24 protein-coding genes are annotated in these 14,535 nt (G+C 39.8%); 13 read left to right on the top strand and 11 right to left on the bottom strand.

Translation table 11 applies throughout. From position 1 onward, the window contains the following. Nucleotides 1-163 precede the first annotated feature (163 nt). The 6 genes from VB693_RS19485 (at nucleotide 164) to VB693_RS19460 (ending at nucleotide 4,422) form a co-directional block, all read left to right on the top strand. Nucleotides 164-346, top strand: a complete 183-nt coding sequence (locus VB693_RS19485; RefSeq protein WP_323267687.1) for a hypothetical protein — start codon at nucleotides 164-166, stop codon at nucleotides 344-346. A 261-nt stretch (nucleotides 347-607) separates the two neighbouring features. After that, the gene (locus VB693_RS19480; RefSeq protein WP_323267686.1) at nucleotides 608-2,404 is read left to right on the top strand and encodes an ankyrin repeat domain-containing protein; all 1,797 of its coding nucleotides are present in this window, start codon (nucleotides 608-610) and stop codon (nucleotides 2,402-2,404) included. A gap of 328 nt (nucleotides 2,405-2,732) precedes the next feature. Continuing rightward, on the top strand, nucleotides 2,733-2,969 hold the full coding sequence (locus tag VB693_RS19475) for a hypothetical protein (protein ID WP_323267685.1): 237 nt from the start codon (nucleotides 2,733-2,735) through the stop codon (nucleotides 2,967-2,969). A 194-nt stretch (nucleotides 2,970-3,163) separates the two neighbouring features. Then, a complete protein-coding gene (locus VB693_RS19470; protein ID WP_323267684.1) occupies nucleotides 3,164-3,355 on the top strand; it encodes a hypothetical protein in 192 nt (63 codons plus the stop codon). 43 nt (nucleotides 3,356-3,398) lie between these two features. Next, entirely contained in the window at nucleotides 3,399-3,881 is a 483-nt protein-coding gene (locus tag VB693_RS19465; protein WP_323267683.1) for a thermonuclease family protein, read from the top strand. Nucleotides 3,882-4,041: 160 nt separating this feature from the next. Continuing rightward, a complete protein-coding gene (locus tag VB693_RS19460; protein WP_323267682.1) occupies nucleotides 4,042-4,422 on the top strand; it encodes a hypothetical protein in 381 nt (126 codons plus the stop codon). A gap of 85 nt (nucleotides 4,423-4,507) precedes the next feature. Here the strand turns inward: VB693_RS19460 and VB693_RS19455 are convergent, their stop codons facing one another. The 3 genes from VB693_RS19455 to VB693_RS19445 form a co-directional block, all read right to left on the bottom strand. Then, nucleotides 4,508-5,302, bottom strand: a complete 795-nt coding sequence (locus VB693_RS19455) for a peroxiredoxin-like family protein (protein ID WP_323267681.1) — start codon at nucleotides 5,300-5,302, stop codon at nucleotides 4,508-4,510. A gap of 87 nt (nucleotides 5,303-5,389) precedes the next feature. Continuing rightward, nucleotides 5,390-5,623: a hypothetical protein gene (locus tag VB693_RS19450; RefSeq protein ID WP_323267680.1), complete on the bottom strand. Its 234-nt coding sequence runs from the start codon at nucleotides 5,621-5,623 to the stop codon at nucleotides 5,390-5,392. Nucleotides 5,624-5,850: 227 nt separating this feature from the next. Beyond that, entirely contained in the window at nucleotides 5,851-6,102 is a 252-nt protein-coding gene (locus VB693_RS19445) for a hypothetical protein (protein WP_416233405.1), read from the bottom strand. Between the two features lie 344 nt (nucleotides 6,103-6,446). Here VB693_RS19445 and VB693_RS19440 point away from each other — a divergent pair, with 344 nt between their 5' ends. Both VB693_RS19440 and VB693_RS19435 read left to right on the top strand, forming a co-directional pair. After that, complete coding sequence (locus VB693_RS19440) at nucleotides 6,447-6,935, top strand: GIY-YIG nuclease family protein (RefSeq protein WP_323267721.1); 489 nt, start codon at nucleotides 6,447-6,449, stop codon at nucleotides 6,933-6,935. 20 nt (nucleotides 6,936-6,955) lie between these two features. Next, nucleotides 6,956-7,159, top strand: a complete 204-nt coding sequence (locus VB693_RS19435; RefSeq protein ID WP_323267678.1) for a hypothetical protein — start codon at nucleotides 6,956-6,958, stop codon at nucleotides 7,157-7,159. Nucleotides 7,160-7,219: 60 nt separating this feature from the next. On the opposite strand, the gene VB693_RS19430 is transcribed toward VB693_RS19435, so the two are convergent. Next, nucleotides 7,220-7,432, bottom strand: a complete 213-nt coding sequence (locus VB693_RS19430) for a hypothetical protein (protein WP_323267677.1) — start codon at nucleotides 7,430-7,432, stop codon at nucleotides 7,220-7,222. 33 nt (nucleotides 7,433-7,465) lie between these two features. Continuing rightward, a complete protein-coding gene (locus VB693_RS19425; RefSeq protein WP_323267676.1) occupies nucleotides 7,466-8,068 on the bottom strand; it encodes a hypothetical protein in 603 nt (200 codons plus the stop codon). A gap of 192 nt (nucleotides 8,069-8,260) precedes the next feature. Between VB693_RS19425 and VB693_RS19420 the strand changes: the two genes are divergently transcribed. Both VB693_RS19420 and VB693_RS19415 read left to right on the top strand, forming a co-directional pair. Further along, nucleotides 8,261-8,869: a hypothetical protein gene (locus VB693_RS19420; RefSeq protein ID WP_323267675.1), complete on the top strand. Its 609-nt coding sequence runs from the start codon at nucleotides 8,261-8,263 to the stop codon at nucleotides 8,867-8,869. A 5-nt stretch (nucleotides 8,870-8,874) separates the two neighbouring features. Continuing rightward, on the top strand, nucleotides 8,875-9,270 hold the full coding sequence (locus tag VB693_RS19415) for a hypothetical protein (protein ID WP_323267674.1): 396 nt from the start codon (nucleotides 8,875-8,877) through the stop codon (nucleotides 9,268-9,270). 153 nt (nucleotides 9,271-9,423) lie between these two features. Here VB693_RS19415 and VB693_RS19410 read toward each other — a convergent pair whose 3' ends face one another. Together VB693_RS19410 and VB693_RS19405 are read right to left on the bottom strand one after the other, a co-directional pair. Then, nucleotides 9,424-9,720 (bottom strand): hypothetical protein, encoded by a 297-nt coding sequence (locus VB693_RS19410; protein WP_323267673.1) that lies wholly within the window; start codon nucleotides 9,718-9,720, stop codon nucleotides 9,424-9,426. A gap of 29 nt (nucleotides 9,721-9,749) precedes the next feature. Then, nucleotides 9,750-10,259, bottom strand: a complete 510-nt coding sequence (locus VB693_RS19405) for an NUDIX hydrolase (protein WP_323267672.1) — start codon at nucleotides 10,257-10,259, stop codon at nucleotides 9,750-9,752. A gap of 52 nt (nucleotides 10,260-10,311) precedes the next feature. Between VB693_RS19405 and VB693_RS19400 the strand changes: the two genes are divergently transcribed. The 3 genes from VB693_RS19400 to VB693_RS19390 all read left to right on the top strand — a co-directional run bounded on the left by VB693_RS19400 (nucleotide 10,312) and on the right by VB693_RS19390 (nucleotide 11,791). Further along, the gene (locus VB693_RS19400) at nucleotides 10,312-10,467 is read left to right on the top strand and encodes a hypothetical protein (RefSeq protein WP_323267671.1); all 156 of its coding nucleotides are present in this window, start codon (nucleotides 10,312-10,314) and stop codon (nucleotides 10,465-10,467) included. A 107-nt stretch (nucleotides 10,468-10,574) separates the two neighbouring features. Then, the gene (locus VB693_RS19395) at nucleotides 10,575-10,862 is read left to right on the top strand and encodes a hypothetical protein (protein WP_323267670.1); all 288 of its coding nucleotides are present in this window, start codon (nucleotides 10,575-10,577) and stop codon (nucleotides 10,860-10,862) included. Between the two features lie 566 nt (nucleotides 10,863-11,428). Next, the gene (locus tag VB693_RS19390; RefSeq protein ID WP_323267669.1) at nucleotides 11,429-11,791 is read left to right on the top strand and encodes a VOC family protein; all 363 of its coding nucleotides are present in this window, start codon (nucleotides 11,429-11,431) and stop codon (nucleotides 11,789-11,791) included. A 91-nt stretch (nucleotides 11,792-11,882) separates the two neighbouring features. On the opposite strand, the gene VB693_RS19385 is transcribed toward VB693_RS19390, so the two are convergent. From VB693_RS19385 to VB693_RS19370, 4 genes are all read right to left on the bottom strand, one after another. After that, complete coding sequence (locus tag VB693_RS19385) at nucleotides 11,883-12,656, bottom strand: DUF559 domain-containing protein (protein WP_323267668.1); 774 nt, start codon at nucleotides 12,654-12,656, stop codon at nucleotides 11,883-11,885. 91 nt (nucleotides 12,657-12,747) lie between these two features. Further along, complete coding sequence (locus VB693_RS19380; protein ID WP_323267667.1) at nucleotides 12,748-13,452, bottom strand: hypothetical protein; 705 nt, start codon at nucleotides 13,450-13,452, stop codon at nucleotides 12,748-12,750. A 47-nt stretch (nucleotides 13,453-13,499) separates the two neighbouring features. Further along, nucleotides 13,500-13,850, bottom strand: a complete 351-nt coding sequence (locus VB693_RS19375) for an EVE domain-containing protein (RefSeq protein ID WP_323267666.1) — start codon at nucleotides 13,848-13,850, stop codon at nucleotides 13,500-13,502. Between the two features lie 7 nt (nucleotides 13,851-13,857). Further along, on the bottom strand, nucleotides 13,858-14,460 hold the full coding sequence (locus tag VB693_RS19370; RefSeq protein ID WP_323267665.1) for a hypothetical protein: 603 nt from the start codon (nucleotides 14,458-14,460) through the stop codon (nucleotides 13,858-13,860). Between the last annotated feature and the right edge of the window lie 75 nt (nucleotides 14,461-14,535).

Genomic DNA, 14,535 nt, shown 5'->3' with positions numbered 1-14,535 from the left:
AGGTATATACATGATGTAATATCTTGAGGCTTCGTTTTTGAAACTTCTCCGAAATACTTTCACTTGCCCAAACTTTTTCAGATACACAATTAAACTAGTTTCAGGAATTTCTAAATTTTGGACTTGGGTAAAATTTTTGCCATCGACTGAACATGAGTGATTTTTGCTATACCAGTTAAAAACTCTAATTCCTTTGGTGAGCGAAGAGCTATTTAATCAACAATTAGAGTCGGGCTGGGAAGCTTGCCAAGGAACTGATGTAATCATCTACACCCCGCTAACAAACTGGGCTTATCACATGGCAGACACGAATATTTATAAGTCAGCAACTAAATTATTAAACTAAGAGTCTTATCCATTATGTAATTCGCTTTGCTCTATTAATACTTTGTATGAGTAAAAATATAAAAGTAATTTCTATCGCAATGTTGATATTTACTTCGATATTATCAAAATGGAGAGATTACAGAAAGTTGCATCGAATCTTTTGATAATGTCCGATTTGCGTTCTCTGTTTTTCTCACAATCGGAGTTTGGGGAATATTTGGGGAATAGCTGCATTAATAATTTATAAATCTTTTATAGGAAATAAGGAAATCACATCATAATGACGAAAATTAACTACAAATCATCTCGTTATCTCTTCAAGACAATTTTTCTGATTTCCCTTACTGCTTTGGGAACAATGGTAATGATACCATTTGCTGTTGAATCTAAGATACCAAAGAAAACCTCTAATTCCATCTCTCCTTTTTGCAAAGTATTATCGGAAAAATTTAGTCCCTTCGGTGCTGCTCCCGATTTATCAGTAGCTTTAGGTAAGGCGATCGCCGAAGGAGGTAATCTGAATCAACCCTGCGATATCTTTGGTGAAAAGTTGCTACCGCTCAACTTTTTACTATCCACAGACGAATCACTGGCTGAGCGTTTAATCCAAACTGGGGTAAATGTAAATGCCAAGGATGGGAAAGGAGATACTCCCCTACATTATTTAGGAAAATCTGAGAAAAATGCGCGATTACTTCTGAGTAGAGGAGCAAAGGTCAATGTCCGCAACCAAAGTGGTACTACCCCACTCCATAATGTTTTTGGTGAAAAAACGGCTGCTGTAATCAAACTTTTGATAGATGGGGGTGCTAAGGTTAATGCTAGAAATCAGGAGCAAATGACACCGCTACATCTTGTTCCCAATTCAGGAAAAGCAGATATTACCGAGCTATTGATTCGCAGTGGTGCGGATATAAATGCCCGTAGCAATCAAAACTGGACACCACTGCACTACGGAGCATCTCATCTAGAAATCGCCAAGAAACTAATCGAAGCAGGCGCGGATCTAACTATCCAAAATCGTCAAGGGGCTGTAATTCACTCTCAGGATATTAACCCCACAGTACTACAACTCCTACTCGATCGGGGAGTTGATGTTAATCTCCGCAATGCTCAGGGACAAACTCCTCTCCATGTGCATCGTTTCCAACCTTCTTTGATTAAACTGCTGCTGGATCGAAAAGCAAAAGTTAATTTGCAAGATGCTGAAGGTAAAACCCCTCTGTATGATGTCAACCTGGAAGTGGCTCGACAACTGGTTGCGGCTAATGCAGATTTAAATGTTCAAGATAATTTAGGAAGAACACCTCTGCACCAAGCAGTATTGGAGGAACAAAGTTTCTTTGGTCCGGAATTGGTAACACTATTTCTCAGTAAAAATGCTAGGTTTGACCTCAAAGATAAGCAAGGTAAGACTGCTCTAGACTTAGCTCGACAACTTAATAAAACCCAAATCATTAATTTGTTAGAGCGACATATCACAACTAAAAATTCTGCTGGTAGTGGAACAACCACAACCAAAGCAACAGCAAAACTCCAGCAGTTCCTCAATTCTAAAAACTGGAGTGCTGCCGATCAAGAAACCCGCCGTCTCTTATCACCTCAAAAAGACCTCTTTGGACCTAACGCTGCCACCATACCTCTAGATTTAATTCAAGAGATTGATCGAGCTTGGTTAGTAGCTAGTGATGGAAGGTTTGGACTCAGTGTCCAAGCAAAGATTTGGCAAAAGGTAATAGCATCTCATCCGAACAATTCCGAAACTGCCGCCAATACCTTTCGCGATCGCGTCGGTTGGAAACTCAAATTTCCTCGAACCGAAAACGATTTTATCAGCAGCGACTGGCTGAATGAATCCGAACTCAATTATTCACTGCAAGCTCCTGTCGGACACTTACCCTGGGCTGGTGTATCAGACGCATCTGTACTATCGCTTGCAGTTTCTCCCCCTGGAGAACACTGTGGTAGCTGTACCATCGATGCAATGTTTCTGCGAGATGGGCGATTCTATAAATATCTGCCTCAACTTTTTGCACGGGTTAAAATGGCATTGAATATTTCTGTGCCGAAAAAATAATCTTCCGCGTTCAAGTAGCAATTGAACTTGACATCCTCCCGCCGCTAACCCTTGCGGATGTGGCGGGAGTCTCTTGGGGGTGTTAGATGAATGTACGTTAGTGGGGTACAGCCGGGATAAGCTGTTGTGCAGCTAGATTGTATAATTTGACATTAAGTAATTAAGCAATGTATGGGTTTAGTTCTCATTTGAGACTCCCCAGCAATCACCAAGTTTGCCTACAGTACTCTGCGTGAACGCTTTCGCTCACTTGCTTGAAAAGGCAGGGGATTCTTGGTTCAACGAGTCTACATAATTCCTAGACCAAAGGACTGGCCTAGCTGGATGTATGCGACAGGATACTGGTTTATTGACCTTGCAGACACCTATGAGGCTGGGGATAAGTCCTGCACCAATACCGTATAAGAAAGTATCAGAAGAGACTTTAGCCGCAGCGATTAAGGTCGTGCTGGGTGATGAGTTGATGCGCTTGAAAGCACAAGAGTTAGGGGAGAAGATTCGGAATGAAGATGGTGTGGCAAATGCTGTAGAAGCATTTCACCGACATTTGGGCTTGATTGAGTGAGCGAATACTTTTGCATTGAGTTAGTTGATGTAGAGATCGCATACAAACAGTCCGCACATCGCAGGCTTGTTTCCCTGTGTTTGCGTTCATACGCAGCTGTTATTTACAAGGCGTTTCAAACGAATGTTGAGAATTTGTAGTATGTAAGGAAAAAATCAGAGACAATTGCAGATGCAACAACCTCTGGCTAACCCATGCCCAATATCAGAGTTGCTGAAGTTCTCTGCATCAATGGAAGTGTCCTAATTGTCTTCTACACCCCCGGACAATGTTGGCAGTTCCGCATCATCAGCCGCACAGGGGGCATATTTGGAGAACAGAAGCTGTACTACAGTCCGGCGGCGGCATTGCGGACGGGGTTGGAGTGGCTCAAGGATGAATTGTAGGAAATGCGGTTAGAATTGTAGCTCGTTGTATAATTTGCCACTAATGAGTTCACCAGGAAGAACAGGAATTATCTTGGGTGCGATCGCTGGAGTCGTTATCATTGCTATTTTGATTGTCTACAAAGCTAACAGGCAATCTGTTGCATTGACCGAGGGTTGGATAGTTACACAAGTGTTAGATGGAGAAACTATTACTGTTCGGCAGACAGATGGTCAACAAATGAATGTTTGTCTTTGCGGTATTGTTGCAGCATTAGACAACCAAGCCAAAGAAAAACTTATATCGCTAGTAGCGGCGGCTGAAAATCAGGTGATGATCATCCCAGTGGAAAAAGATAGTGATGAATACACTGTTGCTGAAGTGATGGCTTACGGTACGGGAGAGGCTGATATCAGCTTTCAGGAAGAATTGCTCAAAAGTGGATTGGCGAAAACGCGGAAATCAAGGGTAGGATGCCCAAACCAGTTGTCTTTTGAAGAAGCACAGAAGATAGGCATAGCAACAAAAGCAGGGGTATGGAAATGAATTTATGAAAATTTGCTACCGTGTGATCGCACCTCAAGAATTATTTCTAATTAACTGTAGAAAAATAGCTTCAAGGCTCTGTAGTGCTGCCTTTGTAGGTGTAATTCGAGTAGCAAATCGTCCAAAATTGCACTACGAGCTAAAACAGGGATGAGTTAGGATGAATGCAATGTTATTAAAAGAACTGGAAATCCAACAAGTTTTAGAGCGGGTTAAAGTTGCTTTTCCCAACTTCACCAACTGGGAATACAACAATGAAAAAAACGGTGAGTATTTTGGCTTTTCGGTGTGGGGAAAGTTTGAAATTAAGACCGAAGAACTAATAATACCACGGCGGTTTTTTATCACACTGGATACTAATTATGAGGATAAATGGCAAGGATGTTTAACTGTAGGACTACACAGCTATCTGTGGTCAAGTGCTGATGTGGGGGACGCTCATCTAGTCAATACAGATCCTTGTGAAACTTTAGAAGAGGCGATTTCAGCACTCAAGGCGAAAACATCAGAACTATTTCAAGTGTTCTTGGCTGGAAATTAGAAGAATCGGCGATCGCATACTACAAATTTCCTCGCTTGAAAAAGCACAGGTGATCGCGGCAAGATTAGCAGCAGTGGTAAATGAATTATTTATACAAAAAAGATAAGGGATTGCTCATATTTTCAGCAAAACCCAGAATACCGCGATCGCGATGTTCGTAAATTAATTTACCTTGAGAATCAAATAGAAAAGTTCCTCCCCGTTGTGTCAAATAAGATGAATCTGGTACATAAGTATTCCAGTTGCTCAAAACTTCGGTCATGTTTCGCAAGCGCAGGGTTGCTAGTTCAAAAGGACGCTGAAAGCCTTTTCCTCCAGCCGCTTTGAAAAATGAACCTTTGATTGGTGGTAAAGGCGTACCTTTCACAACTTCCTCATCAGCAATTAACTGCGGTGCTTTCTTGTCGCCCTTATAACCCCGAAAAACTTCCTTCAAAGTTCCTGGGCTACCAATCCCAGCACACATGAGCATTAAATTCAGCCAAGCTGTTTGTGAAGTTGATAGCATGGGAAATTGTATAGATAATCCGCGATAAAGACCTAACAAAGCGTTTATTTCTGCTTTTGCATCCAAAAACAACCATTCTTGAGGAAATCCGGTATATTCACAAAACTTGATTCCTGAATTACGGTTTCCAATGCCAATAGCTCGAATTGTGATGCCTCTGGCTTCAATTTTCTCTTTTTCTTTTTGCAGCCACCAAGCATATTCTAAATTATCAAAATCTCCCAACTGCGACCAAATAAGTACGAGCAACTGTGAAGTATTGGTGCAGCCATCTAAAATGGGTTTAATCTCTCCATCACTAACTCGCAAGCGTTGAGTCTGACTTAAAACCGAGTAAATATCTAGAGAATTAGAGCTTATTTGAGTATTCATGTAGATGATGGCAACAGTCTTCAGATTTGAATAACTTAAATATGAACCAAAAATCTGTAAGCGATCGCTTTTCCTCTAAGAAAAAAACTATGCAGCTTTCTCCTCTTGATTCAACACCTGTAACCAGCCGCAAATCATTTGACGTTGTGCCTCACTTACCTTAATGCTTGCCGAGCGTAGCGCAGCCCTGGGGAAGATTGCCCGTAAATCAGCCACCATTTCTAGTGATTTGCAAGCTTCCAAACATTCGACAATGTAATCAATCGATTCAAGGGTGAGCCATTCTCTTGTCGCTTCCAAGTCGCAAATGTGATGTTTCATAAGTAGTTTAAGAGCAAGCGATTACCTATGGTGGGCGGTTACGTCAACGCTTCTTGAGTTCCCAAGCCGGGGATAAACCAGTGCTTTCCTCGTTTCCTCGTCATCTTAGAACATAAATGGAAATTGTGTAAATTAATACGAGTAAATTAATACGAGTAAATTTCTTAGCGACGGTGTAGAGCGATGTCTACGGCGGTAAACTACGCTCAAAGCAAAAATTCTTTGCGTCAAGAGGAACTTGGTTCATCTCTACCAATACCTAATTCTCTTAGCTTGGCTTTGACATCTTCCCATTTTTGACCGCAGTAGTAGTATTTTTTATCTCGCAGGTTTGCTAAATAATACCCAGGCTTACCGCCATTAATGCGGAATAATTCGATGGCTACATTTTGATCCGTTGTGCCAAATTGTTCGGCTCTATTGGTTAACTGCGTAGGCTCGTCAGTGGGGTTGTAAAAAACTCTCCCGTTTTCTTTCACAAACCAGTCAACACCCGATCTTCTGTAAATTAGGTAGTGAAATGGAAAAACGATTTTAGACATAGGCTAAACTAAAACTAAGAATTAAAAGAGAAAGCAGAAGCACCCAAGGGCTAGTTGAGGGCTATTAAAGGCTACGGGTTAGCTTTCACCTTCCTCGTCGTTGATGTCCAGGTCACAGGTGATAGTGAACTGACAAGTCATCGCTTGCGCTATCGCAAAAAGTCAGTTCTAGGGGATAATCTACAAGTTGATAAGCTAGCCGTAATACCTTGGAAGTAAATCAGCTAAACCTATTTTCAGATATTAAACCGACACCAGCACCTAGAGCAGAAACACTGGTGATGAGTGCTGATGCACTGCTGAAGTGGAAAGCGGAGATTTTAGAACATCAGCAACGGGTGAGGGAAACCAAGCCAGTACAGCAAGCAACACTGTTTGACTTAGCCCCTAAGCACTGCGACCCAGACAGGATTGATCCATTGCAGTTACAGGTGCGATCGCTTTCGTTCTGGAGAATGCCCACTGATAGCCCAGGGGAAGCGTGTTTGTATTTCATCCTTGACTCGGCGGCTGACTTGATTTTGTACGTGGGGGAAACTTGCAAAAGTAACAAGCGATGGAAAGGGATTCACGCCTGCAAGGATTACATTGCTAGTTACCAAGACCTGCATCATCGCTATGAGATGAAGACAGCAGTCAACGCGGCGTTTTGGTGGGATGCACCCACAGCCCGACGCGCACGGCAAGAGTTGGAGTTGAGCCTGATTCAAAAGTGGCGATCGCCTTTTAACAAAGAAAATTGGGAGCGGTGGGGACAACCGTTTAAGTAAAATGTTTTGTGGTAATTACAATGTCTGATAATTTACCTTTTCAAAATCCTGACCAACTACAGCAATGGCATGAAGGTATAAAAGATGCCAACCGCAATAATATTTTCTGTCACTGCCGTGCTTGCGGCTATGAATGGATGGATTCAGAATTTGATGCTACTTGTATTAAGTGTGGTAGCAAAGATGTAGAAATTATTTCATCTTGGCAGTTTCCAGATGATTAATCTGTTAATTCAATAGTGCGATGACCTACGGTCGGTCGTAGACCATCGTTTACCTCAAAACTAATCCTCCCAAACTGTCATAAATTCTTCCCATTCCTCGTCAGTCTCTGGTGGTTTGTCTTGTGTCAATCCCACTACTCGCGCTAGTTTCCTGGCTTGCTCTGAGCTTTCGCCAAGCTCTATCAACTGGTATTCTAGGTTGGGGTCGTAGCCTTGGGCTAGTAACTGGGCGTATTCAGTATCAGTTATGCCCAGGTTGTGGATGTTGGTCATGGTTGGGGAAGTGATCGCATCTATTCACTATTCTTAGGTCACGGTTAGTTCTTGCAGCAAGGCATCATTTATCCGTTGTGCTTCTTCACCAGACTGTTCCGTTACATTAAAAGCTTGCTGCACTATGGTTTGAACTTCCTCTGGTAGCGATTCAAACTTATCAGTATCGAGTATGACAATGCGACAACCAGGGTAAGGGGCAAAATCACAGAAAGGTTTCATCCCCGATGTAATGAGCAATTTACTAAGTTTTGCAATAGAATGGCGAGGCTTCTGGTTGTCCTCACTGCGGTTAATTTCGGATGCAAAGTAACCACACAGCCAACTTAAGGCATCAATGTCTGTTTCTAAAGCGGCAACTGTACCATCTAATACCTGTTTGTTGAGCTTTACAGGCAGATTATCAAAAATTTGGTCTAATGCTTCTGGGTGTCGCTTTTGGCAATAGCTCACCGCAGATTCAACTAGCTTATCGATTTTAGTGGGTTGGGGTTGCCCAAATCCTTTGCCAAACATGGTAGTTGCTGTATTGAATAAAGGGATTTTAGCAGAGTTTGGGGTGTGAAGGGGCGATCGCCTTTTACCGAATAACTTACATTTTAAGGTTAAATTTGCTACAGTACAATAATCAGCCACGCCGTTTTTTATTCACAGTCTTGCAGTGCCACCGTCTAGTAAACACTTTTATGGTGTAAAAATGATATATTTACGTATATTTACTGCTGTTCTTTAAGATTGCAACTTTTACATCTCATCAATACTTTTAGCCTACAGTGCTTAAAAGTACGTTTTGCCGTGAAATAACATCATAATTAGTTTAATAACATTATGACTGGTCAAAATCAATCGTCTGCGCGTTTTCGCTCCGCTACAGAGTTTCCCAAGACAATTGAAAGCATAAGTAATGCTGATGCAGATAAATTGTATAAAGAAATGCGAGACTGTCTAATTTTTACAAATCGTAGCCGTTCGCAACTACTCCGCAGAAATGAAGAGCATAAACAGTCTGCCTTGCGGATAAAAACAGATGTAGAACGTCTACAAGTTTTAATAAACCAACTTAAATTAGAAAAAGAACAGCTTGCTTCTGGTAATCGGCAGATTATGACAGACTTAGAGCATGAAATTGGCTCAATGGCTGGATATTTGGATCAACTTTCAGCCGCATTTGATTCTGTCGCAGATGTAGATAATCCAGACAAAGCCTACTGGGGTGTGTTATCTTTTCCTGGCAGATTTTTGAAGTTTTTAAACGCAATCAAAGCAATTGTGATGTGGTGGCGTGATGATCAAGAGGAAGACTCAAAATCTCTAACAGTTACAAATATTTCTCAAACATACCTTCCTGGTACAGTTGCCACTGATGAAGAGCGCATAGAAAAACCACAAATGCACTCTGATCAAGCTTCGCAAGGTCGCTCTCTTTTAGATAAATAAAACTCATGGGGAAAAAACGAATTACTCAACTACTAGAGGGGCTAAAGGAAAATCAGCTTCATGAGTTGCATAATTCCGCCGCCATCTACACAGTTGCACAGGTGGCTGTTAATGAACTGCAACAGCAAAGCTTACAGATAACTGAACCGCCTATTGCAGCTTTACCTTCTACACTAGAAATAATTGATAAAACCGAGTTGCTCAAACAGTATGGTTCTTATCGTGCTTGTCGTAAAGCAGCTAAAGAACGAGGAATTAAATTTTCTCGCACTCCCAGTTGGGAGCAGTTAGCAGTAGCATTCACCTATGCAGATGCTTTTCAACAAATCATTAAATCTTATGTTGAAACATATCCCAACCCAAAACTTAAAGGTACTACATTTGAAATAAGTCTTAAATAGTCTAAGTCTTTGGTCACGTCTTGAGCTATTTTCCTCGCTTGAATAATGGGCGATCGCTCAAAATCTTTCCTCTAAGAATGGGATAGGGCGATCGCCTTGGTAATTACTGCTTAACTTCTAACTGATAAATCCGCATTGATGGGTGTTCATTCATCATCCGCCAGTAATACCCAGTAGGCAGAGGTGAAACCCTAGCACCACAACGGTACAGAAAAACTGGCTCACCTCGGTGTGTAGCTTTTTAACTACCTGTTCTAAGCTGGGGTCTAGGCTGTCGCTGTCATACCAAATAATATGTGACTTTCCCAAGTAACTAGCATTCAGGAGACTTTCAAACAACCATTCCATCAGTGATTGAATCTGCTGTTGCTCAACGCCGCAGCCTTGTTGCCCGTAACTGTCGATAGTTGGCTGGGCTGGTTTAGGTTTGAGGAAGTTCAGAATCTTCATACAAAAAATTTTATTAATTATAGTCGAGATTAATTTACATAAAACATCTGCACAAGTTTAATCAAGTCACTTTTTGCAGGTTCACCTTTATTCAACCATTCTATTAATTCAGAAGGGGATAACCAAAAACTTTCAATAAAATCATTCTGATTGTAATTAGGATTATCATCTAATTTAATTTCATAAACTTTCATAAAAGCAGAAACCTGATGCTGATGTGGCCTTAAATATCCTAATAATCTAAAGTCAACATTGTCTAATTTTAAATTCAATTCCTCCTTAAGTTCACGTTGTAGAGCATCTTCATAACTTTCTCCGCTTTCAACATGACCACCCATACTGACATCAAGACAAAGGGGAAAAATTCGTTTTTGTGCAGAACGGCGAGGTATCCAAAGTTGTCCTAGTGAATTAACGACAAAAGCATTGACAACTCTAAAATTGCACAGCCCTTGACTATATATTTCTGAGCGTTTCTTTTGTCCGATAACGCAATCACTTTCATCTACAATGTCAAGTATCTCTAAATCTTGCATCATACAGATAGAATTAACACTTATTAAATAATATACAGGTTGTAGAGGACTGGGGGTGTTCCTTCTTTGTTCGCTCTTTTCCTCTGGTGCGGACGCTACGCGTTTGCGTAGCATCCCGAAGGGAACGCTTGATTTAGGCGATGGCGTAACTGCCCGTCATAGGCGATCGCTAAACGGCTGTTATCCCATCGCTCAAAAATTGCTAGAGTGAGTAAGTAAGTAAGTAAGTAAGACTACCCAACAGCTTTACCACTTGACCAGGCGATGGCATAGCTGATCGCTTGAATTTGAAATAAATTGAAAAAAGGAGATACATCAATGTCAAGCATTTTAAAAGTTATTAATGAAACTACATTTAAGCAAGACTGGAGCGTGCAAGGAAGTAGTTTGGTAAACGAAAAAAAGTTAGGTGCTAAAAAAGGTGATCTATTTTCTGTTATAAACATTGATTATTTTGACGATAATAACGAAAAAAATCCAGCGACATCTGAAGAAAAAAAAGATTATTGGCGTGTGCAGTTTGAAAAACCACTCCACGGTCAGGAATCGTGGTATGTTTATCGTCCTCATGTAGAACATTGGGCTTTCGGAAAAAAATTGAAATAGGGTATTGGCAAGAGTAATTTTCACGATTGGTGGTGAATTTTTTCTCGTTGCCACAGTGAGGTATAGCATCTTTAACTTTTCCTCCCTTGATTTAGGCGATCGCTTGGGTTTCCTCTAAGAAAAAGTTGAAGTTACAGTGCCATGTTCAAAGGTTTTGGCAATTTGGCATTACAACTCTCTGAATTGCCGTTTAAATGAGATACAGAACGCAACAGTCACAAATCGCCAGTTGTTGACCCAACGCTGTAGAATAACTTCTCAGGCAACTTACAGCCTCGGTCATCGCTTCTCTACAACTGGCTAGTAATATACTAGAAAATACATAGTAAATCTGCGATTGCGTATTCACCTGCTTTGTAGCGATCGCTCTTTTCCTCTAAGAATTATTAGTAATACTGCCTCCAAACGGCGGGTAAATTCAACAGGAGCGAGACACTACGCTCTCAGCCCAGGCGATTGCCACTCAAATCAGAATGCACAAACACTATCAAAATGAGGAGGGCAAAACAAAATTTGACAAGGCATTCTAGAGTTAAACCTAGAAACTATTTTGAAGGCAAAAGATTATGACAATCTCTTTGAATCACACTATAGTTCCTGCTCATGATAAACAAGCATCAGCACAGTTTTTTGCTCATATTTTTGGTTTAAAAGTCGAAGTTGCTGGTCATTTTGCTGCTGTGCGAGTTAATGACACTCTGACACTTGATTTTGACAATAGAGAAACATTTGAGTCTCATCATTATGCTTTTCAGGTCAGCGATGAAGAATTTGATACTATCTTTGTCAGAATCAAACAAGCTGGTCTGGAATATAGTAGTGACCCCATGCACCAGAACAAAGGAGAAATTAACCATAGAAAAGGAGGGCGTGGTTTTTATTTCTACGACCCCAATGGCCATAACTTGGAACTGTTGACCCGTGATTAATGAAAATCAACTTACCCTACACAAAGCTTTCTCAAGACGGCGGGTGAATTGGGAGGAGCGATCGCAAGTGTAAGTGTCAAAATTAGCTCTCTTAAAAAAGATTCAAAAATTCGGTAACAACTTCTAAAGGATGGTGATAACACTCACTTGCATTAAATCTAACAGTCTGAATACCATCACGTAATAAGACTCTATCCCTCCTGTAGTCTCTAGTTTTTTGTGGTGCTTGCTGATGATGTTCTCCATCAACTTCCAAAATCATACACTTTTGTTTATAAAAAACTAAAAAGTCTATTTCTACTCTTTCTTTTAATCCATTTTCAAGATTAGAAATAGGTAAATTAGCTAAATCCATATAAGCCCGGCTGTTAGCAAAAAATAAAATTTTTTGGTTATGTAAGGCGTGTGCTATTCTGACTTCTGCCTTTGACCTAAAATTTAAACCTCCCCATTCGTAATCTGAATTACTATCATTTGGTAAATCTTTACTTTTAACATAACCAATTTCAAATTTGATATTATTTAAAATATCTTGTTTATAAGTATCATCAAAATATAATGTCCACCAGTGTTGTGTTCCATGTCCATCACGCTGGTCGGCGTATGCTAAATGTAAATTAGGAGATAATTCTTTATAAAATCCAGTTTGAGTTCTTTTATACAGCCACTCATTGATACTGTCTCTTGTGTATTTAACGCCAAGATGTGAATAAATATTTAGAATATAAGCGATTAAAGAAGATGTTCTTAATTCTATAAAATACTTTAGTTGAGACTTTCTTAGTGCAATAGCAGTTTCATCAAGCTTGTGTTCTTCGCCTGACGGGTTAAATTTTGTTTTTATGTCTTGTGTTGCAACATTCATATTGTTTGCTATCATCTATTGTTTTTGTACTGTTACCTTAAAAATGCAAGGAAGATATGTCTATGATGAATGAAGTGATTGCTAACTAAAATTAAATATTATCTATTATTTCTAGACATTCTTTTTGTAAATTTATGAACTCCAATGATTTTGATTCTAAAGTTTTAAATACATCACTCGGCTGATTAGCTTCTGTTTCCCAAATAATCATTTTTTCTTCGGCATTGATTTTTTTGTAAATATCATTTATCAAATTACTTTTGGATTTATTGTATTTATTAATTTCTTTTTTTTGTTCTAAGATTAATCGATATGAAAGTATACTTTTTACGAGGTTTAAGATATTCTCAGGATTATAATTATTTATAAAGGAATCAAAAACATATTTATTAAAACCAAGAGATGAATTTCTTTCTTGTAGATAAATATCCTTATATATACTAACTTTAGTAGCCTCTAGTAAAGCTGTTTTAACATTATTCATATCATTAAGAAAATAATGACAAATTGCTAGTCCTAAGTGAGCATAAAAAAGTCGCTCACCCTTTTCAATACAAGTAGCGTTATTAAAACCATTCCTGGCATCGTTAAGAAGAGCAAACTTTTGTTCATCCAAAGCACTAGAATTTAATGCCTGATGAAGTGTTTTTAAAGCAGCATTAAACTCTACCTGCATCAAGAGGTCAAGTTTACTTTCAATAGATTCTATTAGTTTTAAAGCTTTAGCTAGTCTTATGGAAATCTCAACAGATACTTTAGAAACTGCGAAAACTGTTGCTAAAATAGGTTCACTCATATATCTATTTTGTTGCAAGGTTTACTTAATTCTCTGGGGAGCGATCGCTAACCTTTCAATTCATGTACACGTTGCCATTCCTGTTGTGTAATTTTGTAGTTTGTAGCGTTTGGCTGACGAACCACCATCAGAGTTTTCAACACAGGGTCAAGCTTGAGGTCTTCGCGTAGCAGTGGCTTTTCTATCAGCTTGCTGGTAAAGCGAATTTTGGCACAAGGTTTAACACCAATGCGACTGGTATCTATCCAGTAGCCAATGTCAGGGGGGTTAGTGATAATCTTGGGTGACTCGATAATCTCTGCTATGGCATATATCCCCGCCTTATCCCCAGATTTCCAAATCAGCACCCCATCACCAAGAGCCATGTCTTTGGCATAGCGCGTTGTCAGCCACGGCATTTTTTTGTTAATCAATGGGTTCTTTGGTGCAAGAAAGATAATTGGAATTAACCCAACCCTTCAAACCCTCAACTCTTTTGTTTGCTCCACTAATCACAGTGACATAAGCCCAAATACCCTGCTGTTTATGTAGTAGTAAATGATTACCATTGTTTAAACCGGCTCTAGATTTACCATTGGGACTAAAACGTAGTGCTAACTGTCCAGATTGAATATTGACTACATCACACCAAGTAGCCGATTTAAGAGAAACTACAGGTAAGTTTTCCTCAACTGCTACCAGTTTTTCTCTGAGTATTCGTTTATTTTTATGGACAATATTTAGGTACATTCCTTCATTAGAATCTTCCTTCCAAGAAACCGAGTAATAGTAATCACCATTTGCCCAAGTGATACCCCGATGACCATTCTCACGCCATTGTGTACCATCTTCTAATCTGATGCACTGACCTTTATCGTCACAACCAACATAGACTTTGGTGTTTTCAGTGTCGAATATGTTAACTGTGAATTTCCCAGCACGGTAGGTATCAGCTTTGGCTTGTATGTTTGTGCTGACAATGCAAGCAGTTGTTATCACTGCGGTTAAGAATAATTGTTTTATGTTCATAATTTCCTAGTTTGATTGAGAGGGGCAATGGCGTTCCGCCCTCTGGTGATGGCATTTGATAACGTATGTGAATAG

It is taken from the genome of Anabaena sp. UHCC 0399 (genome assembly GCF_034931465.1).
GTDB classification, from domain to species: Bacteria; Cyanobacteriota; Cyanobacteriia; order Cyanobacteriales; family Nostocaceae; genus Trichormus; species Trichormus minutissimus.
The sequence above is the reverse complement of the archived record's forward strand: the minus strand, read 5'-3'. Positions and strand labels throughout refer to the sequence as shown.